The organism is Streptomyces eurythermus (assembly GCF_014649115.1).
In the GTDB taxonomy this organism is placed as follows: domain Bacteria; phylum Actinomycetota; class Actinomycetes; order Streptomycetales; family Streptomycetaceae; genus Streptomyces; species Streptomyces eurythermus.
Map to the genome: position 1 here is coordinate 144,875 of NZ_BMSK01000007.1, position 18,425 is coordinate 163,299.

Below are 18,425 nucleotides of genomic sequence, written 5' to 3' on the forward strand. Positions count from 1 at the left end.
ACTGGTGCGACACACGGGCGGGAGGTGGCAGGACGGATGACGAGCGAAGCGGCCGCGGTGGCCGAGCACACGGAGGGTCCCCGGGAGACGCGGACCGGGCACCCGGCCTGGGCGCGCCTCGCGTGCGTCTACCTGCCCGCCCCCCTGCCCCGCGACGGCCGCCTCGCCTTCTGGGACCCCGCGGGCGACCCGCTGCCCCCGGCCCCCGAGGGCGCGGCCGAGGAGCTCACGGTCGTCCGCCGGCACGGCGCCGGGGCGCGCCGCCACCGGGTGCCCGCGCTGACCCTGCCGCTCGCCGCGGCCCTGCCGCCGCTGGTGCGCGCCCGGCACGACCCGGCCGCCCACCCGGCCACCGCCGCCTGGGGCGCCGCCGCCCTGCACGCGCTGCGGCTCGTCGCCCGCGGCCGGCTGCTGCCCGGCCTGACCCCGGCCGGCCACGACGCCTGGCGGGCCGGCCCGCTGGAGCGCGACGATCTCGCCCACCTGCGCGCGATCGCCGCCGCCCTGCCCCCCGAGGGCCACGCCGTGCCCCTCCCCGGTCCCGGCGCGCTGCGGCTGCCCGAGCCCGAGGCCCTCGTCCGCTCCTTCCTCGACGCGGTCGCCGACACCCTGCCGCGCACCCCCGCCGCCCCCCACGCCTCCGGCCGGCCCTTCGCCGCCCGGGCACCCCAGAGCCTGCCCGCCGCCCAGGAGTGGGCGGCCGAGGTCGCCGCCGGGATGGACGCGGGCGTCCGCGTCTCGCTGCGCCTGGACCTGTCGGCGTACGACGTCTTCGACTCCGGCACGAGCGAGGGCGCCCGCGCCGCCGGAGCCGCCGTCGTACAGGTCCACAGCCTCGCCGACCCCACCCTGGTGGCCGACGCGGCCGCCCTGTGGGCCGGGGACGCCGACCCGGCGTTCGGGCCCCGCGCACGCGTGGACGCCGCCCTCGCGGTCCGGCGCGCCGCCCGGGTGTGGCCGCCGCTGGACCGCCTCGCCGAGCAGGACGTGCCCGACGTCCTCGCCCTGTCCGAGGACGAGCTGAACGACCTGCTCGGCGTCGCGGCGAGCCGCCTGGCCGCCGCCGGGGTCGCCGTGCACTGGCCCCGGGACCTCGCCCGCGACCTGACCGCCACCGCCGTGATCCGCCCCGCCCCCGGCTCCGCCACCGACGGCACCGGCTTCTTCGACAGCGCCGAGCTGCTCGGCTTCCGCTGGCAGCTGGCGCTCGGCGGGGAAGCCCTCAGCGAGGCCGAGATGGACGCCCTCGCCGAGGCCCACCGCCCGGTCGTTCGGCTCCGCGACCGGTGGGTGCTGGTCGACCCCGCGCTGGTCCGCAAGGCCCGCAAACGGGAACTGGGCCTGCTCGACCCGGTCGACGCGCTGTCCGTCGCCCTCACCGGCACCGCCGAGGTGGACGGCGAGACCGTCGAGGCAGTCCCCGTCGGCGCGCTGGCCGCCCTCCGCGACCGGCTCACCGCCGGGCTGCGCCCCGCCACCCCACCCCCCGGCCTGAACGCCACCCTGCGCGACTACCAGCTGCGCGGACTGGCCTGGCTCGACCTGATGACCTCCCTCGGCCTCGGCGGCTGCCTCGCCGACGACATGGGCCTCGGCAAGACCGTCACCCTCATCGCCCTGCACCTGAAACGGGCCCGCACCGAACCGACCCTCGTGGTCTGCCCCGCCTCCCTCCTCGGCAACTGGCAGCGGGAGATCACCCGGTTCGCGCCCGGCGTCCCGGTCCGCCGCTTCCACGGCCAGGACCGCACCCTGGACGGCGTCGACGGCGGCTTCGTCCTTACCACCTACGGCACGATGCGCTCCGCCGCCGCCCACCTCGCCGCACAGCCCTGGGGCATGGTCGTCGCCGACGAGGCGCAGCACGTGAAGAACCCGTACTCGGCCACCGCCAAGGCGCTGCGCACCATCCCGGCCCCCGCGCGCGTGGCGCTCACCGGCACCCCCGTGGAGAACAACCTCTCCGAACTGTGGGCCCTGCTCGACTGGACCACCCCCGGACTGCTCGGCCCGCTGAAGTCCTTCCGCGCCCGGCACGCCCGCGCGGTGGAGAGCGGCGAGGACACGGAGGCGGCCGAGCGCCTGTCCCGGCTGGTCCGGCCCTTCCTCCTGCGCCGCAAGAAGTCCGACCCGGGCATCGTGCCGGAGCTGCCGCCCAAGACCGAGACCGACCACCCGGTGCCGCTCACCCGGGAACAGGCCGCGCTGTACGAGGCGGTGGTGCGCGAATCGATGCTGGCCATCGAGACCGCCGAGGGCATGGCACGGCGGGGCCTGGTACTGAAGATGCTGGGCGCGCTCAAGCAGATCTGCGACCACCCGGCGCTGTATCTGAAGGAGCGGCCGGACCCCGAGCGGACGGCCGCCCGCTCCGGCAAGCTCGCCCTGCTCGACGAGCTGCTGGACACCCTCCTCGCCGAGGACGGCTCGGCTCTCGTCTTCACCCAGTACGTCGGCATGGCCCGGCTGCTCACCGCCCATCTGTCCGCCCGCGCGATCCCGGTCGACCTGCTGCACGGCGGCACCCCGGTCGCGGAGCGGGAGCGCATGGTCGACCGCTTCCAGAGCGGCGAGACCCCCGTTCTCGTGCTGTCCCTGAAGGCCGCCGGCACCGGCCTGAACCTCACCCGCGCCGGCCATGTCGTCCACTTCGACCGCTGGTGGAACCCGGCGGTCGAGGAACAGGCGACCGACCGCGCCTACCGCATCGGCCAGACCCAGCCCGTCCAGGTCCACCGACTGGTCACCGAGGGCACGGTGGAGGACCGCATCGCCGAGATGCTCGCCGCCAAGCGCGCGCTGGCCGACGCCATCCTCGGCTCCGGCGAGGCGGCCCTGACCGAGCTGACGGACCGCGAACTGTCCGACCTCGTCTCCCTGCGGAGGACGCCATGACGCCCCCCGGCCGCCCCCACCCCGCCGACGCGGCCCGCCGCGCCCTCCGGGAGGCCCGCCAACGGGCGCACACCGAACGGGAGGGCACGGCGGCACGGGGTTCGGTGGAAGGGGAGAGCGCCGTCGATTCGGTCGAGGGCACGGTCGACGGGGAGCGTGCGGGGACGGGTCCGGGGGAGACCGGACCCGGGAGCGCCGCTTCCTCCGTGCCCACGGACGCGCCGGACGGTGGCGACCTGGTACGGGGAGCCGAGCCCGAGCCGGACGATGCCGGTTCCGGTGCGCGTACCGGAGGTGCCGTCGGCCGGCGTCCCGGTGATGTCGCCCGGGAGGCGCTGCGGGCGGCGCGGCGGGAAGCGGCGCGCGCGGAGGCGGAGGCCGCCGGGTCGCCGCGCGAGCGGTGGGCGACCGGGCCGGCCCGGTCCGCCGCGCCGGACACCTCGTCCCGCTCCGGGCAGGGGGCGGGCACCGCCCGGGCCAAGGCCGTACACGACATGCGGCATTACCTGGCGACCGCCTTCCGGATGCCCTCGTGGACCGACACCGCCGAGGGCGCCCCGGAGGACACCGCCGACGGCGCCTCGGAGGGCACCGCTGAGGGCGCCCCGGAGGGCACCGCTCCCGCCGCCGCCCCGCCCGCCGAGCCGGCCCCGGTGACGCCGGAGCCGGGGGAGACAGGTCGTGCGGCGGAGGGGGGACGCGCGGCGGAGAGGCCCCGTGCGGCGGAGGGGGGCCGTGCGACGGGAACGGGCCGTTTGGTGGAAGGTGGTCGTCCGACCTCGGCCGAGACTGGCCGTTTGGCGGGAACAGGCCGCTCGGCGGGCGTCGGCCCCTCGGCGGGGACCAGCCGCCGCGCGGAAGCCGGCCCCTCGGCGGAGACCGGCAATGCGGCGGAGACCGGCCGTTCCGCGGAGATCGGGCCGACGGCGGGCGCGGTGGCGCGGTCGCACTTCGGGGCCGGGACCATGGGGATGGGAACTCCCCACCGTGACGGTGAACTCCGCCGTACCTTCCCGGCGTTCCCCGCCCGGGAGGGTGGCGGCGCCGGGGAAGCGTTCGCCGGAACCTGGTGGGGCAACGCCTGGGTCGGTGCGCTGGAGCGGGGCGCGCTGGACGCCAAGCGGCTGGCGCGCGGCCGGGGTTACGCGGACCAAGGGCAAGTGGACGCCATCACCGTCACTCCGGGGCTGGTGCTGGCGTACGTACGGGGCAGCCGGCCCCGGCCGTACCGGGCGCAGGTACGGGTACGGACCCTGGAGGACGCGGACTGGGAGCGGTTCCTGGACGCCGCCGCCGACCGGCCGGGGCATATCGCGGCGCTGCTCGACAAGGAGCTGCCCCAGTCGCTCGCCGACTGCGGTGTGCCGTTGCTGCCCGGCCCCGGCGACCTCGTTCCGCGCTGTAGCTGCCCGGATTCCGGTCACCCCTGCAAGCACGCCGCCGCCCTGTGCTACCAGACGGCCCGGCTGCTCGACGCCGATCCCTTCGTCCTCCTCCTGCTGCGCGGCCGGGGCGAGAAGGAGCTGCTCGACGCGTTGTCCCGGCGCAGCGCGGCCCGCGCGGCCCGCGCCGCGAGCGAACGGCAGCCGCGGACCCTGCCGGGCGTCCGGGCCGTCGACGCCCTGGCTCCCCGCCAACTCCCGCCCCTGCCGCAGCCGTTGCCGGTTCCTCCGCACCCCGAGCAGCCCCCTGTGTACCCCTCGGCACCCGGCGGCCCGGATCCCTTCGCGCTGGACCAGCTGGCGACCGACGCCGCCGCGCGCGCCCACGCGCTGCTCGCCACCGGGCGTGATCCGGTCGGTGAACTGTCCCTGTGGCAGGACGCGGTGCGCCTGGCCGCGGCCCGTCCCGGTTCCGGACTGACCGCGGCGACCCGCGCGTTGTACGCCACCCTCGCCGACGCCACCGGCCGTACGCCGGCCGATCTCGCGCGAGCCGTCGCGGCCTGGCGGCAGGGTGGGGAGGCGGGGCTGGCCGTCCTGGAGGAGCCGTGGGACCCGCCGGCCGGCCGTTTCGACCGGGCCCGTCCGCTGCTGCTCGCCGCCGACCTGCCGGCGTTCCGCCCCTGGCGCAACCGCCTCACCCATCCGCGCGGCCATGTCCAGCTGCGGCTGGGCCGCGACGGACTGTGGTACGCCTACGAGTCGGAGCCGGGCCGGGAGGACTGGTGGCCCCGGGGCACCCCGGACTCCGACCCGGTGGGCGCCCTGACCGGCCTCGCCCTACCCGACCACCTCTGACCCCACCTCGCCCATACCCAGCCCGACACCTCCGGCCTGCCGAGCCCTTCCTGGCTACCGCCCGCCGGAGGTCTGTCGACTCCGTCCGCCCGGCGACGAGCCGCAAGGCCGTGTGTGCCTGCCTGCCTGCCGGGGTTGTTCCTGTCTTCGGCCCGCCGGAGGTTGTTGATCCTGGTTGCTCGGCGGCGAGCCGCAAGGCCCTGTGCCCGGTCTGCGGGGTTGTTCGTGGCTCCGGTCTGCGGCAGAGATCAGCCCTACGCCTCCTGCCTGCCGGGGTTGTTCCTGTCTTCGGCCCGCTGGAGGCCCGTTGGCCCTGGTTGCTCGGCGGCGAGCCGTAAGGCCGTGTGCCCGGTCTGCGGGGTTGTCCGTGATCCCGCCTTGCCCGAGGACCATCCCAACGGCCCCGGATTTCCGGGGCGTTCCTGACTCTGGCCCGCCGGAGGTCCGTTGGCCTTGGCTGCTCGGCGACGGCCGTAAGGCCCTGTGCCCGGCCTGCCGGGTCGTTCGTGACTCCGGGCCCCCGAAGATCAGCCCAACGCCCCGACCGGCCGGGCTGCTGCTGACTCCGGCTCGCCCGGCGGCTGCTGGCCATGGTCGCCCGGCGGCCGATCGCCAGACCCTGCGCTCGGTCTGTCGCGTTGTCGCCGACTCCAGCCCGCCGGACGGCCCTTGCCCCGGGCCTCCCGCCCGGCGACCAGTCCAACGACCCCCGTCCCCGGCCACCGGCCCGCCGGGTCGTTGCTGACTCCGGCCTACCGGGCCGCCCGTCGAGACCGGCCGCCAGGCCCTGTCCCCGGCCCGTCGGGTCGTCCCCGAGGCCGGTCCGGCGGAGCATCCTCGGCGCCGGCCGTCCGCCGTCAGCCGGGGCACCCCCTGTCCCGGATCTGTCGGGCGGCTTCGGATTCCGGTGTGCCGGACGGCTCCTGACCAGGCCGCCCGGCCACCTCGTACCTCCGCCTGCAGGAAGCCGACCACATCGACGCTCCGGCCGCCCCGCCGCACCGCGCCCGGTACGTCGTGGTCAGGCCGTGGCCGGGTGTGTCTTCACCGCGCACTCGAAGACGAGCGCGTCGTGCTGCTCGACGGTCACGCGGACGCGGCCGTCGGCGGCTGTCTCGGCCGCGACCCACGCGGGGGCGTCCAGCTCCGCGTACCGGTGGAAGGCCGCGTCCAGGCCCGTGGCGAGGACCGGCTCAGGGCCGAGGTGGTGCTGGGCCGCCTGGCGGGCCGCCTCCAGGAGCAGCATGCCGGGAGCATGGTCGTTCGGGTGGTCGAAGATGATCGGGTGCAGGGTGTTCACCCGCAGCTGCCAGCGGCCGTCGGCGGCGCGGGGCGAGAGCACCACGTCCTGCGGGCGGTCCCGGCCGACGAGCCCGGGCTGGAGCGACGCCGGCAGTTCGACGGCCGCCGCCATGGCCCGCTCGGCGTCCGCGTAGGCCCCGCGCAGCCGCCGGTACAGCGCCCTGCTGTGCGAACTGAACGAGGTCGACGCCGTGCCGAGCTGCTGCCCCTCGCGGGTGGCGGTCACCTCCATCCGCATCCCGCGCAGCACACCGGCCCGCCGCTCGACGTCCTCGCAGCGGATGCTCAGTTCCACGTCGGCCGGGGTGAGCCCGGCGCGCAGCGCGGCCGGGTCCAGGGCGACGTGCAGGTCACGCCATATCTGCTTGTGGTCCATGGGCGCGCCGAAGACCGCGTGGGACAGCAGTGGCACCGTCTGCCGCAGTGTCTCGCTGAACAGCAGCGGGTCGTGGAAGCCGCCGGCGGGTCCGTAGAAGGTGTGGGCGCGCGGCCACTGGGCCGTGACCGTGCAGGTGTCCGGGTCCGTCTGGCGCCAGCCGGTGAGGAAGACTTCGGTGACCACCGAGCGGTGGACGTACTCCTTGGGGACGGTTGTCGTCAATGTGGCCAGTCCGACGGGTGTGGTGGGCAGGGCGGCCTGGAAGTCCGTGATCATACTGTCGATGGGCGCAAACGTGGTCATCTTGCCTCTCCCCCTGGGCAGTCGAGGACGGAGTGCTGCCGGAACGCAGGTCAAGCCGTGAACGGGATTGCGTGGAGCGCGGTTTGAGCTGAGCGGTGAACGACGGGCGCCACTGTACGGACTGACCGGTTTTTTTTCCAGCCTTTCCGGTCCGTTCCGGCAGGTGGCCGCCGGGCGTGCCCGGGCGGGCGTGACCGCGTCGGACAACGCGCCGCCGAGCCCGGCGGACGAGGGCGGACGGCCCCGTGCGCACGCGTTGCCTTCGCAGTCAACTCTGCACGCTCCCTTGGAGATTGCAGCCGATCCCGGACTTCCGCGCACGGCAGTCCGGCCCGCTCCGCGCGTCCGTGCGGACGCCCGGAACCGGGTCCGGCCAGCCTACTCGGGGCCGGTCGAGGGTGACCCACCGGTGTGACGAGCAGGACACTGTGTGTGGAACGCCGGGTCCCGGGACCCGAGACGCCGGAACATGATCCATGGACTATCGACGGCACCCGTGTGAAGATCTCAACCGGTCGTCAGGTTTACTCGATTCGCTGTCCACGCGAAGCGCCGGCGGATCGCGGGAGGAGAGATGAATCCATGACCGAGCAGCTCGAGAAGCTCCGCATGGTCGCGCTCAACATCGACGGAGTCCTGCTGAACGACACGTTCAGTCCCGTCATCCACCACTTCGTCACGAGCCGGGGCGGCACCTACTCCGCCGACCTGGAGCGCCGGATCTTCTCCCAGCCGCAGGCGGTCGCGGGCAAGATCCTCGCGGAGGTGTGCGGCATGCGGACCTCCCCGATGGAGACGATCGCCGTCTACTTCGAGGACCGGGCGCGCTACCTCGCGGACCACCCGGTCCGCGTCCTCGACGGCGCGGCGGAACTGCTGCGCAGAATCCGCGCCCTGGGGCTGCGGACCGTCTGCTACGGCGGACTCGACGCCTCCCACTTCGAGCGCTACCTGGGCCACCTGACCGACCTGTTCGACGAGCCCCGGTACGTGTGCACCAACGACATCCGTCCCGGCCTGTACGAGATCGCCGTCGACCACGCCGGACTCGCCTGCGACGAGGTGCTGTTCGTGGACGACGTGGCCCGGGTCGCCGAGGCGGCCCGCGAGCTGGGCGCCCCGTTCATCGGACACCCCAGCGACTTCGAGCACGGCTACCAGCGACAGCTCATGGCCGAGACCGGCGCGCGTCATGTCGTCGGCTCGCTCGACGAGATCGACGACGCGCTGTTGCGTACGATCGACGCGGAGGCGCGGGCCGGTACCCTCTGGGCCGGCGCGCCCGGAAAGGCGGTGGAGTGACATCGGAAGGCGGACTGCTCGCCGGCAAGGTCCTGCTGGTCACCGGGGCGAGCAGCGGCATCGGCGCGGCGGCGGCCCGGGTGGGCGCGCGCAACGGTGCCAAACTGGTGCTGATGGCCCGCCGGCTGCGCCGACTGGAGGAGCTGGCGGCCGAGTTGCGGGACAAGGGCACCGAAGTCGCCTGCGCCGACGGCGATGTGACCAGCGCCGAGGACGTGGAGCGGGCGGTACGGCTCGCCGTCGACCGGTACGGCAGGCTCGACGCCGCGTTCAACAACGCCGGTACGACGACCGAACCGGCCCTGCTGCACGAGACGGACGACGCCGACTACGACGCGGTGCTCGACGTGAACGTCCGTGGCGTCTGGCTCTGCATGAAACACGAGATCAGGGCCATGCTCGCGCACGGGACGGGCGGCGCGATCGTCAACAACAGCAGCATCGCCGGGGTCCGCGCGACCTCGCAGGGGGCGCCCTATGTGGCCGCCAAACACGCCGTGCTCGGCCTGACCAAGTCGGCCGCGGCCCAGTACGCGGGGCACGGTATCCGGGTGAACGCGCTCGCCACCGGGCTGACCCGGACGGAGATGTCCGAGGGCGTCTTCGCCCGTGACCCGGCGGCCGAGGAGCGCATGCGCCGCCGTAATCCGCAGGGGAGAGTGGCCGATCCGGAGGAGGTGGCCCAGGTCGCGGTGTGGCTCTGCAGCGACCAGGCCAGCTTCGTCACCGGTGCCACCATGGCGGTGGACGGCGGCGCCGGAGCCTGGTGAGTCGCGGCGTTCGGCCAAGGGCGGCCCGGCTTCACGGATTGGTAAAGTACCAATCATCTGGTTTCTTTTGTCTCCCGGCCCGCACCCCGCAGGCCGGGATCAGGCATCCGCGTCAGCTCGGAGGGGGTGGCGTGGCGCGGACGAGAGGACGAACACATGGCACAGCAGTTGCGCGCGATCCGAACCCGTGGCGCGATCCTGAACGCGGCGGCGGAGGTCTTCGCGCAGCACGGCTACCACGGTGCCAGCATCGCGCAGATTCTCGACAGGGCCCAGGTCACGCGAGGGGCTCTTTACTTCCACTTCGCTTCCAAGGAGCAGTTGGTCCAGGGCATCTTCGCCGAGCAGGTGACGGAACAGGGGTATCCGCCGCGCACCTACAAGCTCCAGGAACTCGTCGACGAGGCCATGGCGCTGGCCTGCCGGCTGCCGCAGGAGATCATGCTGCGGGCCGGCGCCAAGCTGGCGATGGAGCCGCAGCTCCAGGAACTGACCGACGGGGGCCCCTGGGAGGCGTGGGCGCTGCGGTTCGCCTCCATGGTCCTCGCGGCCAAGGAACACGGCGAGGTCTATCCGCACGTGGCGCCCGAGGAACTGGGCCGCTTCCTGGTCAGCTCCTGGGTCGGCGCCCAGATAGTCTCGGAGGTGACGTCAGGGTGGCAGGACCTGGAAGAGCGCATCTCCTCCATCTTCGCCTACACGCTGCCCAGCGTCGCGATGCCCGCGATCTTCGCGCAGCTCGACTTCGGACCGGACCGCGGGACCCGGGTGCTCGCCGAGATGCGCGCGGAGGACGCGGCGGCGCTGGTGGCGGAACCGGCGAGCTGACCCCCACCGGGCCGGACCGGCAAGGGCTCCCGCACGGGGTGTGCCAAGACTCCCGCGTCGAGTGGGCCAGGGTTTCCGCGCCGGGTGCGTCAATGCCCTGCCGGCGGAACCGGTGAGCGCGGCTCGGCCGGCCGGAGTCGCCGGGTCACGGGCCGGGTGCGTACCGGCCGGCTCCGGTCTCCGATGTGGGCCGGCGGATGTACGGGCTCCTTGCCGGTCGCCATCGGCGTGGACGTCCACCCGATGACGACCGGCTGTCGTTTCACCCCTTGTCAACCTTGGCCGCGACCAGCGGCCTCCCGCGTCAAGAAGAGGTCGGCGTGAGCCGGTCGGCGAAGGCCGGCGAGGCCAGCGCGGGGAGCAGCAGTTCCCAGGCGTCGGTCAGCCAGGCCTCCCGGTCGCGGTCCGCGGGAACCGCCTCCTGATGGAGCGCGAGGGCCAGCGCCAGGTCCACGACGGACTCCACGCCGGCGCCGGACCGCAGGCTCCCCTCCTCCTGGGCGCGCAGCACCGTCTGCCGGAGCACCGCGCGCCAGGCGAGCCGGCAGTCCATGGCCGCTCCCAGGGACGGTCCGCGCTCCCGGGCCAGCCTGAGCCCGGCCCGGGTCAGCGGGTCGGTCGCCAGCCGGCCGGCCAGCCCGCGCACCATGCCGCCCAGCGCCCGCAGGGCCGGGACCCCGGGATCGTCCAGGGCCTTCAGCTCGGCGCCGGAGCGCTCGCACGCCACGTACTGCACGGCGTCCGCGAGCGCCGACTTGCTGCTGAAGTGGAACGAGAGCGCACCCTTGCTCACCGCCGCGCGGTCGCTGACCGTCGCCAGCGTGGTGCCCTCGTAGCCGTCGCGGTCGAATATCTGGGCCGCGGCCAGAAGCAGGGCGTTGCGGGTCTCTTCGGCCCTCACTTGCCTCATGCGGCGGACCCGTTTCGCAGCATATCCACCGTAACTCCGTTCGATGATCACTTGGTGACGGTCAGTCGTAACAGGACGGATATCCAGCTTGCCGCCGCATCCTGGCATGCCCATGCTGTCGAGCGTCGGCGGCGCTTCGTCCGTCGTATGCCCCGCCTCTTCCAGTGAAAGCGCAGTTCACATGGGTGTTCCGAGTGCGTGCGGCCTTCTGGGGCTTCGATTGTCCAACGCTGGAACTCGTCTTGTAAACCGAACCCCCGGTTTGTATTGTCGCTGAACTCGGCTTCGGGCGCCCCCATTTGGCTGGATCCGTCCGATGTGAGGGTCCCTGCTCTCTCAGGGTTCGCATGGTCACCTGATCTTCGGCTCATAGAGTTGGGCCATGGCCAGTGAATTCAGTGATGCCTTCCTCCGCGAGGCCGAGCGGCATGCTGCATGGGGCGCCGTCCAGTTGCGGACTCTGACCGCGTTCCTGCCCGAGGGGCCCTGGACCGCCGACCTGGCGGCATGCCGGTACCGGCAGGGGGACCTGGAGCTGCGCGTGGGGGTGCTGGGCACGTACGACACCTCGGAGCAGTCCTGGATGTGGGGCTGGGCGAACCCGGGGCTGCGGGGCACGGAGGTGGTCTCCTCGTCCGCGGCCGTCGAACGGTACGGGCGGGCGCACGGTATCACCGAACTGACCGAGGAGGTGCTGGACTTGTCGGGTTTCCCGGATCCGCGCCGGGCCGCCGAGACACTCGCCTTCACCGGCATGGGGGTGGCCGGAGCACCCGGGTACATAGGCGCCCCGGCCGGGCCGGAAACCCAGGTGTACTTCCTGCCCGACGACGCCCGGGTGCCGCGCGCCGCCCTGGACGCGGTCGCCCTGCCGCGGACGCTGCTCGACGGCGCGCGGCTGATCGGGCATTCGGCCCGGCACGTCGTCGGCGGGTACTTCGACCACCACGGCGTCCCGCACCGTACGGAGGGCGACCGGATCGTCGCCGAACTGCCCGGCGGCACGGCGGCCGAGGTCACCTTCGACGCGGCCGGACGGATCGCGGGAGTGGAGGCCCGGATCCTCCCGTGAGCCGGGCGTCACGGCCCCGGACGCCGGGACCTGCCCGCCGCCACCGGGAACGCGGCCCAGGATGCGCACCGGTGCCGGCCGCGCCGGAAAATCCCGGGCTTCGGCCCGGGTGGCCGTCGTACAGTCGGCGCATGCTCGATGAGGACGGGTACTTCGGGGAGTCCGTCGCGGCGTCGTACGACGAGTCGTCGGCGGAGATGTTCGATCCGCGGGTCGTGGGGCCCGCCGTGGATCTGCTGGCGGAGCTGGCCGGGGACGGCGGGCGGGCGCTGGAGTTCGGGATCGGGACCGGGCGGATCGCCCTGCCGCTCGCGGCGCGTGGCGTCGAGGTGCACGGCATCGACATGTCCCGGGCGATGGTCGACCGGCTGCGGGCCAAGCCCGGCGGGGACGGGATCGGAGTCACCATCGGGGACTTCGCGACCGCCCAGGTCGAGGGGACCTTCTCGGTCGTCTACCTCGTCTACAACACGATCATGAATCTGACCTCGCAGGACGCCCAGGTGGACTGCTTCCGCAACGCCGCCCGCCATCTGGAGCCCGGCGGCTGTTTCGTCGTGGAGGTGGGCGTGCCCGACCTGCGGCGGCTGCCGCCCGGGCAGAACGCCGTGCCGTTCCGGGTGGGCGAGGGGCGGCTCGGGTTCGACCTGTACGACGTGGCGGGCCAGTTCGTCAGCTCGCACCACGTCACCGTCCGGGACGGCCGCGGCGAATACCTGGCCATCCCGTTCCGCTACGTCTGGCCCGCCGAGCTGGACCTCATGGCCCGGCTGGCCGGGACGCGGCCGCGGGCGCGGTGGGACGGGTGGACGCGGGAGCCGTTCACCAGCGAGAGCCGCCGGCACGTGTCGGTGTGGGAGAAGGCCGCGGACTGAGGCGGCCGGCGCGTTCCCGCGTCGCCGGATCACGGCCGCACCGGGCAGGGGCGAGGCGGAGGCCCGCCGGCCGGGACCGGGCGAGCACACCCACGCCCCGGCCGGCCGCCTGCTCCGCGGTGACGTGCCGGCCGGGACCGAGCGGCGTGCCCGCTCCGCCCCGGCCGGACCCGGGGAGCCCCGGCCCCCGGCCGGGGCTCCGCTCAGCGGTTGAACGTCAGACGCGGTACCGCGTTGCGGGCCAGGGCGTGGGCCTGGTCGGGCCACCAGGCGCCGGCGGGCGGGTCGACGATGCCGTACTCGGGGTCGACCGTGCCGCCGGTGCCGCGCGTGCAGCTGCCGTCGGACTCGCCGGGGACCTTGATCCACAGGTAGGCGTCGGCGAGTGGGACGCCGGTGTCGGCGGTGGGGCGCGGGCCGAGGCCCCGGCCGGGCGCGTTGCACCAGGGCTCCGGGTCGCCGCTGTACTTGCCCGGCTCCGGAGTCCAGGCACCGCGGCCGTTGCGGCTGGTGTCGATCACGAAGTGGCTCAGCTCGTCGGCCGGCGGCGTGCCCGCGTTCTGGTCGAACCAGGCGTCGGTCCACCGCCAGGTGGCGGGGTCGGTGGAGGAGACGCTGTTGCCGGGGGTGCCGTCGTTCGGGGCGGCGGACGAGTAGTACTGGCCGGCGCACCAGTCGGCGTGGCCGCGAGCCCATTCGGGGCCCTCGGTGGCGAACCACATGCACTTGGCGACCCAGGTGCCGTACCGGGCGTTGTGGTCGGTGGGGTGCATGTTGGACACGTTCAGCGAGAAGCCGTCACCCTGGCGGACCCCGGCGTCCAGCAGCCGCTGGGCCATGTCGCCGACGGCCCGCCACTGGACGTTGCCGGCGTCCAGGTAGACGGCGGTACGCGGCCTGGCCTTCAGGGTCTTGACGGCGTAGGCGAGGTCGGCGACGCGCGTGGCCGTGAGCTCACCGGTCGGGTCGGTGGCCGGCCCGCAGTCCCGGGGGAGCAGGGCCAGGCCGTCGGGTTCCACGACGACCACCGCGGCGCGGTCGCCGATGCCGGCGGCGAAGGCGTCGATCCACTTCCGGTAGGCGGCGGAGGAGGCGGCTCCGCCGCTGGAGTACTGGGAGCAGTCCCGGCCCGGGACGTTGTACGCGACCAGCACGGGCGTCCGGTGCGCGGCGCCGGCCCGGCGGACCAGTGTGCCCACCTTGCCCCGTACCTCTTCGGGCGTGCCCTCGGTGAACCACGTGGCCTGCGGCCAGCTCGCGAGCCTGGCCATGTTCGCGGCGTTCCGCAGGTCGCCGTTGCGGAGGTCCACGAGGGCCTGCTCGGCGGCCTTGCCGTGCGGGTCCGCGTAGAACCGCGTGGCCGGGGTGAGTCCGCCCCGGGCCGGTGCCGCCTCCGCCGGCGTGGCGGTGAGCGCGGCGCAGGCGGCGAGCGCGGCGAGGACGGCGGCCGTGCCGCGTCTCAGGCTGCGTGCTGTCATGACTGCTCCTGGTCGATGGGTGGGTGGGGGAGGCGGCGGGCCGGATCAGTAGCCGTAGATCATCTTGTAGGCGACCTCGGGGAGGAACTGCCCGGCCGAGGAGCCGGTCCCGACGCCGCAGTTGCCGTCGGACTCGCCCGGGGCCTTGACCCACAGGAGCATCTCGGCGCCTCCGCCCAGCTGGGTCGGGGTGCCGATGCGGCGGCCCGAGGGGTTGCACCACTGGCCGTTGGAGCCGTTGCCGTTGCGGCTGGTGTCCACGACGAACGGCTTGGTGTACCCGTAACGGCGGCTCAGTTCGCTGTTGACGGCGTTGCCGTAGGCGGTGTTCTCGGCCGTGGTGAAGTAGTTGGAGATGTTGAGCGAGAAGCCGTGGGCCTGGCGGAGGCCGGCGTCGTTGAGGCGCTGGGCCATGGTCGCCGCGCTCGCCCAGCCCGGGTTGCCGGCGTCCAGGTAGACCCAGGTGTTGGGGGCCTGGCGGCTGAACTGGGTCAGGGCGCCGGTGAGCATGGACTGGCGCTCGGCGATCTGCGCCTGCGTCATGCAGCCGTAGTCCCCGAGGGAGTCCGGTTCGAGGAGGACGACGGCGGGGCGGCCGGCGATGCCGCCGGCGAACTGGGAGATCCAGGTGGCGTAGGCGGACGCCGAGGAGGCACCGCCGGCGGAGTGCCCGCCGCAGTAGTCGCGGTTGTAGATGTTGTAGGCGACGAGGAGGGGCAGTTTGTCCTGGGCGTCCGCGGCCCCCGCGTACGCCCCCGCGGCGGTGCCGATGCTGCCGCTCCAGGAGCCGAACCAGCGGGCCATCGGGGTGTTCGCGATCGCGGAGTTGATCGCGGGGGCCCGGCCGTCGCCGGGGTTGGCGGCGACCCACCGCTTCGCGCTGGAGTCGGGGTCCGTGTAGAACCCGCTGGTCATGGTGGTCGGGTCGGCCGCGTGGGCGGACGGGGCGACGGCGAGCGCCAGCGGCAGAGCGAACAGGCCTGCCACCAGGGCGCGGATTCTGCGGCGCATGGACGGTACCTCGGTTTCCTGGCAGGGAAGCGCGCACGCCCTCGTCCCGGACGTGCGACGCGCTGAGGAAGTGCGGTGGTACGTCACCCCGTTGGGAGCGCTCCCATTGGAAGCGGTCCCACAGCACCGTGCGGCCTACGGGGTGTGGTGGGTAATCGTGTTGCGGGCCGCCGGAGCTGTCAAGGGTCGCCGCGGTTACCGCAGTTCACAGCCGTTCCCGGCCCTTCACGGGAGGGGTCCCAGGCTCTAGAGTCCTCGACGTGTTCCAGGTCCTGGAGCCCTGGACGTGTCCCACGCCCCGGAGCCCTGGAACTGGAAGCGGTTCCAGTCCCGTTCGGCGCTCCCGGTCCCCGGGCCCGGACGCCTCCGCAGCGAAAGGCCGAAGAGTGATGGCAGAGGGTGCGCCGCGTCGGCAGCCGACGCTCGACGAGGTGGCCGAACGCGCCGGTGTCTCCCGCTCCGTGGCCTCCCGCGCGCTCAACAACGCCCCGCACGTCAGCCGCGCCAAGCGCGAGGCCGTCGAACGGGCCGTACGGCAACTCGGTTACGTCCCCAATCCGACCGCGCGCGCCCTGGCGACCCGGCAGACGGGAGCCGCCGCCCTGGTCATCTCGGGAGAGGACCCGTCGATCTTCGCGGATCCGTTCTTCGCCCAGGTGATCGTGGGGGCGTCGGCCGCCCTGGAGGAGGCCGGCCTGCACCTGATGCTGTGCCTGGCCGCCTCCCCGCGGGGCCGCGAGCGGGTGGCGGAACTCCTGCGCGGCAAGGGCGCCGACGGTGCCATGCTGATGGCGCTGCGCGAGGGCGACCCGCTGGCCGAGCTGGCCGAGCGGGCCGAGATGCCCGTCGTGTTCGGCGGCCGCCCGGTCGGCGCCACGCCCCGGTGGTACGTGGACGCCGACAACACCGGCGGGGCTCGCGAGGCGACCGAGTACCTCCTCTCCCGCGGCCGCGGGCGCGTCGCCACGATCTGCGGGCGGCTGGACACCGAGGCCGGGCGCGCCCGGTACCGCGGCTACCGGGACGCCATGCTGGGCGCCGGTCTCGACCCCCTGCCGCCCCGGGAGGCCGACTTCACCGAGGCCGGCGGGGCCGCCGCCATGGCGGCGCTGCTGGCGGAACACGGCGACCTCGACGGGGTGTTCGCGGCCAACGACAACATGGCGGTGGGGGCGCTGCGCACGCTGCGCGAGGCCGGACGGCCGGTCCCCGCCGAGGTCGCGGTGGTCGGCTTCGACGACCTCGCCGTGGCACGGGTCGCCGATCCGCCCCTCACCACCGTCCATCAGCCCGTCACGGCGCTCGGCCGGGAGATGGCGCGCATGCTCGTCGCGCTCGTGGGTGGGCAGGACCCCACTCCGCTGATCCTGCCCACCCGTCTGGTCGTCCGCGCGAGCGCCTGACGGGCCCGTCCCGCCAACGGGGGCCGGTCAGGGCGTGGACAGCTCGAACCGCGTGACGCGGACGGCGCCGCCGAGTGCCTGCGTGGCGTGGTTGAAGAGCGCGAACCGGTACCCCATGAAGAACCGCCAGTCGTTGCCCATCGTGAAGTCCGGCCCGAGGCGGGTGAAGGTCGTGCCGTCGGTGCTGTACGAGAAGGTGCCGGGGCGTGGCGCGCCGGGGCGGATGTCGGCGCTCGCGCGCAGCCAGATCCGGCTTCCGGAGACGGGCGCGCTCGCGAGTTCGGTGCCGGTGCCGGTGGTGTTCCAGTTGGTGTCCATGGTCAGTCCGCCGACCATCGCGATCCGGGTGACGCCGCCGTCGCGCTTGAGGCCGATCCACGCGGAGGAGTCACGCAGCAGCGCGAGTCCGGCGCGGTCGCCGTCCCGCATCGCGGAGTGGTCGAGTTCGACCGTGGCCGTGGAGGTGGGGCCCTGGATGCGGTGAGTGAGGGTGTTGCGGGCCCAGTAGAGGTCGTTGGTGACGGTCGCCGTCCGCAGCGTGAGGCCGTTGCCGGCCGACCACTTGGTGTTGTCCGGGTTGTGGTTCCACTCCCATCTCGGTGAGAGAGCGGTGCTGTTGAAGGTGTCGACGCCGGTCATGGGGGTGACCGGGCGGGGCGGAGCGGGGACGGCCGGGCTGGGATAGGTGGTGCCCCAGGCGCCGTTGACCAGTTGGACGACGGGCCAGCCGTCCGAGGTCCAGGTGACCGGCGCCAGCGCGGGCATCCGGCCGCCGGGGTAGGCGTCGATGAAGGCCAGGTAGTACCAGGCGCCGTTCTGGGTCTGCACCAGCCCGCCCTGGTGCGGGACGCCGCCGCCGGGGATCGGCCCGCGCAGGTCGAGCAGGACCTGCCGCATGGTGTACGGGCCGAAGGGGCCGCCGGACGACTTCAGGATGTACTGACCGTTCGCGGGCCGGGTCAGGAAGATGTAGTACTGGCCGTTGATCTTGTAGAAGCGGGAGCCCTCGAGGGTGCCGACGCTCGACGGTGTGGTGAACACCTGCTGCGTACGGACCTGGGTGCGGCCGTCGGGCGACAGCTGGGCCACGTTGATGGTGGTGTTCCCGTACGCCACGTACAGGGTGTCGTCGGTGTCGACGAGCAGTCCCGCGTCGTAGTAGGCCGTGCCGATCGTCGTGAGCCGGCTCCACGGCCCCTCGGCGGCGGTGGCCGTGTAGACGTACGTCTTGGCGAAGTCGATCTGGCCGAGCCAGTAGAAGGTCCTGTTGCTCGGCCGGTAGGCCAGCGACGACGCCCAGATGCCGCGGACGTAGCCGCGGCCGCCGTTCAGGTCGTACTTGGCGCCGAAGTCGAGGGCGGGCACCGAGTGGCCGGCGATCTCCCAGTTCACCAGGTCGTACGAGCGCAGGACGGGCGCGCCCGGCGAGTAGTGCATGGTCGAGGCCGAGGCGTAGTAGGTGTCACCGACGCGGATGACGTCGATGTCCGCGAAGTCCTGCCAGATGACCGGGTTGGTGTAGGTGGCGGCGGAGGAGGCGGCGGCGACGGAGGCCGCCCCGCCCAGCGGGAGGGCGGCACCGGCGGCCAGACCGGTGGCCGCCGTCAACACGCGGCGACGGGACAGTGGTTGGTGCGGCCATGACGGAACCATGGGC

The 18,425-nt window shown here is 73.8% G+C and carries 13 protein-coding genes; 8 read left to right on the forward strand and 5 right to left on the reverse strand.

Annotated elements, in window-relative coordinates; translation table 11 throughout:
• The first annotated feature begins 36 nt into the window (after positions 1–36).
• Both IE251_RS15235 and IE251_RS41015 read left to right on the forward strand, forming a co-directional pair.
• Positions 37–2,895, forward strand: coding sequence for an SCO1167/SCO6262 family helicase (locus IE251_RS15235; RefSeq protein WP_189753480.1), 2,859 nt, complete (start codon positions 37–39; stop codon positions 2,893–2,895).
• Positions 2,892–5,135, forward strand: coding sequence for an SWIM zinc finger family protein (locus tag IE251_RS41015; protein ID WP_229896776.1), 2,244 nt, complete (start codon positions 2,892–2,894; stop codon positions 5,133–5,135). The genes IE251_RS15235 and IE251_RS41015 overlap by 4 nt, the downstream gene beginning before the upstream one ends.
• Before the next feature lie 1,021 nt (positions 5,136–6,156).
• Here the strand turns inward: IE251_RS41015 and IE251_RS15245 are convergent.
• Positions 6,157–7,119, reverse strand: a complete 963-nt coding sequence (locus tag IE251_RS15245) for a ScbA/BarX family gamma-butyrolactone biosynthesis protein (protein WP_229896777.1) — start codon at positions 7,117–7,119, stop codon at positions 6,157–6,159.
• Positions 7,120–7,701: 582 nt separating this feature from the next.
• Between IE251_RS15245 and IE251_RS15250 the strand changes: the two genes are divergently transcribed.
• The 3 genes from IE251_RS15250 to IE251_RS15260 all read left to right on the forward strand — a co-directional run bounded on the left by IE251_RS15250 (position 7,702) and on the right by IE251_RS15260 (position 10,019).
• Positions 7,702–8,421, forward strand: coding sequence for an HAD family hydrolase (locus tag IE251_RS15250; protein ID WP_189753481.1), 720 nt, complete (start codon positions 7,702–7,704; stop codon positions 8,419–8,421).
• Positions 8,418–9,191 carry a glucose 1-dehydrogenase gene (locus tag IE251_RS15255; RefSeq protein WP_189753482.1) on the forward strand — a complete coding sequence of 258 codons (774 nt, stop codon included), beginning with the start codon at positions 8,418–8,420 and terminating at the stop codon, positions 9,189–9,191. The genes IE251_RS15250 and IE251_RS15255 overlap by 4 nt, the downstream gene beginning before the upstream one ends.
• Positions 9,192–9,347: 156 nt before the next feature.
• Positions 9,348–10,019 (forward strand): ScbR family autoregulator-binding transcription factor, encoded by a 672-nt coding sequence (locus IE251_RS15260; protein ID WP_189753483.1) that lies wholly within the window; start codon positions 9,348–9,350, stop codon positions 10,017–10,019.
• 304 nt (positions 10,020–10,323) lie between these two features.
• Here IE251_RS15260 and IE251_RS15265 read toward each other — a convergent pair whose 3' ends face one another.
• Positions 10,324–10,929 (reverse strand): TetR family transcriptional regulator, encoded by a 606-nt coding sequence (locus tag IE251_RS15265; protein WP_189753484.1) that lies wholly within the window; start codon positions 10,927–10,929, stop codon positions 10,324–10,326.
• A 382-nt stretch (positions 10,930–11,311) separates the two neighbouring features.
• Between IE251_RS15265 and IE251_RS15270 the strand changes: the two genes are divergently transcribed.
• Together IE251_RS15270 and IE251_RS15275 are read left to right on the forward strand one after the other, a co-directional pair.
• Entirely contained in the window at positions 11,312–12,001 is a 690-nt protein-coding gene (locus IE251_RS15270) for a DUF6882 domain-containing protein (RefSeq protein ID WP_189753485.1), read from the forward strand.
• A 131-nt stretch (positions 12,002–12,132) separates the two neighbouring features.
• Positions 12,133–12,876, forward strand: coding sequence for a class I SAM-dependent methyltransferase (locus IE251_RS15275; RefSeq protein WP_189753486.1), 744 nt, complete (start codon positions 12,133–12,135; stop codon positions 12,874–12,876).
• Positions 12,877–13,079: 203 nt separating this feature from the next.
• On the opposite strand, the gene IE251_RS15280 is transcribed toward IE251_RS15275, so the two are convergent.
• Together IE251_RS15280 and IE251_RS15285 are read right to left on the reverse strand one after the other, a co-directional pair.
• Positions 13,080–14,354 (reverse strand): glycoside hydrolase family 6 protein, encoded by a 1,275-nt coding sequence (locus tag IE251_RS15280; RefSeq protein WP_189753487.1) that lies wholly within the window; start codon positions 14,352–14,354, stop codon positions 13,080–13,082.
• Positions 14,355–14,399: 45 nt separating this feature from the next.
• Positions 14,400–15,365 (reverse strand): glycoside hydrolase family 6 protein, encoded by a 966-nt coding sequence (locus IE251_RS15285; protein WP_189753488.1) that lies wholly within the window; start codon positions 15,363–15,365, stop codon positions 14,400–14,402.
• 389 nt (positions 15,366–15,754) lie between these two features.
• Between IE251_RS15285 and IE251_RS15290 the strand changes: the two genes are divergently transcribed.
• Positions 15,755–16,768: a LacI family DNA-binding transcriptional regulator gene (locus IE251_RS15290; protein ID WP_189753489.1), complete on the forward strand. Its 1,014-nt coding sequence runs from the start codon at positions 15,755–15,757 to the stop codon at positions 16,766–16,768.
• Positions 16,769–16,795: 27 nt separating this feature from the next.
• Here the strand turns inward: IE251_RS15290 and IE251_RS15295 are convergent, their stop codons facing one another.
• On the reverse strand, positions 16,796–18,421 hold the full coding sequence (locus IE251_RS15295; RefSeq protein ID WP_189753490.1) for a glycoside hydrolase family 43 protein: 1,626 nt from the start codon (positions 18,419–18,421) through the stop codon (positions 16,796–16,798).
• Between the last annotated feature and the right edge of the window lie 4 nt (positions 18,422–18,425).

Excerpts from the sequence above, each read along its gene's own strand:
- IE251_RS15235 (WP_189753480.1), top strand. The coding sequence starts at position 37 with ATGACGAGCGAAGCGGCCGCGGTGGCCGAGCACACGGAGGGTCCCCGG.
- IE251_RS41015 (WP_229896776.1), top strand. The coding sequence starts at position 2,892 with ATGACGCCCCCCGGCCGCCCCCACCCCGCCGACGCGGCCCGCCGCGCC.
- IE251_RS15245 (WP_229896777.1), bottom strand. The coding sequence starts at position 7,119 with ATGACCACGTTTGCGCCCATCGACAGTATGATCACGGACTTCCAGGCC.
- IE251_RS15250 (WP_189753481.1), top strand. The coding sequence starts at position 7,702 with ATGACCGAGCAGCTCGAGAAGCTCCGCATGGTCGCGCTCAACATCGAC.
- IE251_RS15260 (WP_189753483.1), top strand. The coding sequence starts at position 9,348 with ATGGCACAGCAGTTGCGCGCGATCCGAACCCGTGGCGCGATCCTGAAC.
- IE251_RS15265 (WP_189753484.1), bottom strand. The coding sequence starts at position 10,929 with ATGAGGCAAGTGAGGGCCGAAGAGACCCGCAACGCCCTGCTTCTGGCC.
- IE251_RS15270 (WP_189753485.1), top strand. The coding sequence starts at position 11,312 with ATGGCCAGTGAATTCAGTGATGCCTTCCTCCGCGAGGCCGAGCGGCAT.
- IE251_RS15275 (WP_189753486.1), top strand. The coding sequence starts at position 12,133 with ATGCTCGATGAGGACGGGTACTTCGGGGAGTCCGTCGCGGCGTCGTAC.
- IE251_RS15280 (WP_189753487.1), bottom strand. The coding sequence starts at position 14,354 with ATGACAGCACGCAGCCTGAGACGCGGCACGGCCGCCGTCCTCGCCGCG.
- IE251_RS15285 (WP_189753488.1), bottom strand. The coding sequence starts at position 15,365 with ATGCGCCGCAGAATCCGCGCCCTGGTGGCAGGCCTGTTCGCTCTGCCG.
- IE251_RS15290 (WP_189753489.1), top strand. The coding sequence starts at position 15,755 with ATGGCAGAGGGTGCGCCGCGTCGGCAGCCGACGCTCGACGAGGTGGCC.
- IE251_RS15295 (WP_189753490.1), bottom strand. The coding sequence starts at position 18,421 with ATGGTTCCGTCATGGCCGCACCAACCACTGTCCCGTCGCCGCGTGTTG.